The organism is Actinomadura roseirufa, from assembly GCF_900659635.1.
GTDB classification, from domain to species: domain Bacteria; phylum Actinomycetota; class Actinomycetes; order Streptosporangiales; family Streptosporangiaceae; genus Spirillospora; species Spirillospora roseirufa.
In genome coordinates this window covers 1-2,894 of record NZ_CAACVB010000492.1, presented here as the reverse complement: position 1 = coordinate 2,894, position 2,894 = coordinate 1, and the positions used below count along the sequence as shown (strand labels likewise).

Below are 2,894 nucleotides of genomic sequence, written 5' to 3'. Positions count from 1 at the left end.
GTGCACCGCGAGCAGCTCGGCGCGCCCGGCGCGGGCGGCGATCCGCGCGGCCCGGCGGACCAGCGCCTCGCCCTCGGGCCCGCCGCTCAGGCCGACGACGATCCGCTCGCGGGCCTCCCACGCGTCGGTGATGCCGTGCCCGGCGCGGTAGTCGGCGAGGCCCTCGTCGACGCGGTCGGCGACCCACAGCAGGGCCAGCTCGCGCAGCGCGGCGAGGTTGCCGACGCGGAAGTAGTCGGCGAGCGCGGCGTCGACCGTCTCCGGCGCGTACACGTCGCCGTGCGCGAGCCGCCGCCGCAGGGCCCCGGGGTCCATGTCGACCAGTTCGATCTGGGCGGCGCGGCGGACGACCTCGTCCGGGACGGTCTCGCGCGGCGCGCCGCCGGTGATCCGCTCGACGACGTCGCTGAGCGACTCCAGATGCTGGATGTTCAGCGTGGAGACGACGTCGATGCCCGCGTCGAGGATCTCCTCGACGTCCTGCCAGCGCTTGCCGTTGCGGGACCCCGGGACGTTGGTGTGGGCGAGCTCGTCGACCAGCGCGACCTCGGGACGCCGCGCCACGACCGCGTCCGGGTCCAGCTCGGTGAGCACGGCGCCGCCGCGGGCGATCTCGCGGCGCGGGACGGTCTCCAGGCCGGCGAGCAGGGCGGCGGTGCGGGCCCGGCCGTGGGTCTCGACGAACGCGGCGACCACGTCGGTGCCGCGTTCCGCGCGGCGGCGGCCCTCGCCGAGCATCGCGTACGTCTTGCCCACGCCGGGCGCCGCGCCGAGGTAGATGCGCAGCGTGCCCCGTGTCCCCACCCTGATCCCCTCCCCCGGCACGGAATCTACCAACCGCATGTGGAATGAAGCATTCCGTTCTGCTAGTATCGGAACAGAGCATTCCGCTCCAACAGGAAGGAAGAGCCGTGACCGCCACGCTCGACGCCCGGGACGCCGCTCCCGGGACCCGCCCGGAGGGCGCGCCCGCGCCGCACCCGCGCCGCTGGCTCGGCCTGTCGGCGATCCTGGCCGCCACCCTGCTGAACCTGCTCGACTCCACCGTGGTCGGCGTGGCCGCCCCCGCGATCCGCGCCGACCTCGGCGGCTCGTACGCCGCGCTGCAGTGGACGGCCGCCGGCTACACGCTGGCGCTGGCCGTGGCGCTGCTGACCGGCGGCAGGCTCGGCGACGTGTTCGGCCGCCGGCCCGTCCTGCTGGCCGGCACCGCCGGTTTCATGGTGACCTCGGTGGCCTGCGCGTTCGCCTGGTCGCCGCAGACCCTGATCGCCGCCCGGGTCGCGCAGGGACTGTGCGCCGCGGTGATGGTCCCGCAGGGCTTCGGGCTCATCCGCGACCTGTTCGGCGCCCGGGACGTCGGCAGGGCCTTCGCCCTGTTCGGCCCGGTGATCGGCCTGGCCACGATCCTCGGGCCGGTGGCCGCCGGGCTGCTGATCGACGCCGACCCGCTCGGCACCGGCTGGCGCGCGATCTTCCTGCTGAACGTGCCGATCGGGGTGTACGCGCTGGTCGTCGGCGCCCGCGTCCTGCCCGCCCCGGCCGCCACCGACCGCTCCGGCGGCCTCGACGTGACCGGCATGCTCCTCGGGGGCACCGGGATGAGCATGCTCGTCTACCCGCTCGTCCAGGGCCGCGAGCTCGGCTGGCCCGCCTGGTCACTGATCCTCCTCGCCGGCTCGGTGCCCGTCCTGGCCCTGTTCACCGTCCACCAGCTGCGGCGCGGACGCGCCGGCCGGACGCCGCTCCTGCGGCTCAGCGTGTTCGCCCGGCGCTCCTACGGCTCCGGCGTGCTGTTCGTCGTCGTCTTCTTCGGGACGATCACCGGGTTCTCCCTGGCCGTCGGCCTGTTCCTGCAGCTCGGCCTCGGCTACGGCCCGCTCGGCGCGAGCCTCGCCATGGTCTCCTGGGCGATCGGCGCGTTCGCCGGGTCGGCGTTCGGCGGCATGACGATGAACCGCCTCGGACGGCACGTCCTGCACATCGGGCTGACGATGATGGCCGCGGGCATGACCGCCCTGTACGCGGTGTTCGGCACCGCCGGGACCGGGCTCGGCGGCTGGCACCTGGCCGCGCCGCTGCTGGTGTTCGGCGCCGGCATGGGCATGATCTTCGTGCCGCTGTTCGACATCATCGTGGCGGGCATCGCCGACCACGAGGTCGGCTCGGCCTCGGCCGCGCTGGAGTCGGTGCAGCAGCTCGGCGCCTCGCTCGGCGTCGCGGTCCTCGGCACGGTCTTCTTCGGGGTGATCGGCGCGCAGGCCGGGCACAACTTCGACGCCGAGGCCGCGCCCGCGCTGCGCGCCGGGCTGGCGGCGGCGGGCGTCCCGGCGGGCGAGCGGGACCGGATCACGGCCGGGCTCCGGACGTGCGTCCAGGACCGGGAGCGCTCCGACGACCCCGACACCGTCCCGGCGAGCTGCGCCGCCGCTCCGGTGGCCGGGACCGCGCCCCTGGCCGCGAGGGCCGCCGCCACGGCGGGGGTCGTGACCCACGAGCACGACGCGCTGGACGCCGCCGAGCGCGTCGCCCTGCTGACCCTCGCGCTCACCGCGGCCGCGTTCCTGGTCGCCTTCCTGCTCCCCCGCCGGGCCCGCGTGGCCTGATCGCGGGACTCCACCGGCGGGCCGTCACCCAATCGAGACATCGAAACTCCGGCGGCCCGCCGGTCCCGTCCCGTCCGAGCGTCTACCTTGCCATTCTCACCCTCCGTAGGCGGACCGCCACGGAGGTTCGGCAATGCCGGCGGGCGGTCGGCGGCGACCGGCGGGAGCGGGATCATGGGCGTGTTCGGGGGACGCGGGCGAGCGCGGCGCGGACAAGCGCGGCGCCTGGAGCGGCGGCGCGCGGAGGGGCCGCGCGGAGGACGGCGCGGGCTCGTCGCCGCGACGGGG

At 75.9% G+C, this 2,894-nt stretch carries 2 protein-coding genes; one reads left to right on the top strand and one right to left on the bottom strand.

The window, feature by feature from the left end:
* A partial coding sequence (locus tag E1291_RS40655; RefSeq protein ID WP_442316406.1) for a histidine kinase occupies positions 1–804 on the bottom strand: 804 nt, incomplete at its 3' end.
* A 107-nt stretch (positions 805–911) separates the two neighbouring features.
* Between E1291_RS40655 and E1291_RS40650 the strand changes: the two genes are divergently transcribed.
* Entirely contained in the window at positions 912–2,606 is a 1,695-nt protein-coding gene (locus E1291_RS40650) for an MFS transporter (protein ID WP_207401237.1), read from the top strand.
* Positions 2,607–2,894 lie beyond the last annotated feature (288 nt).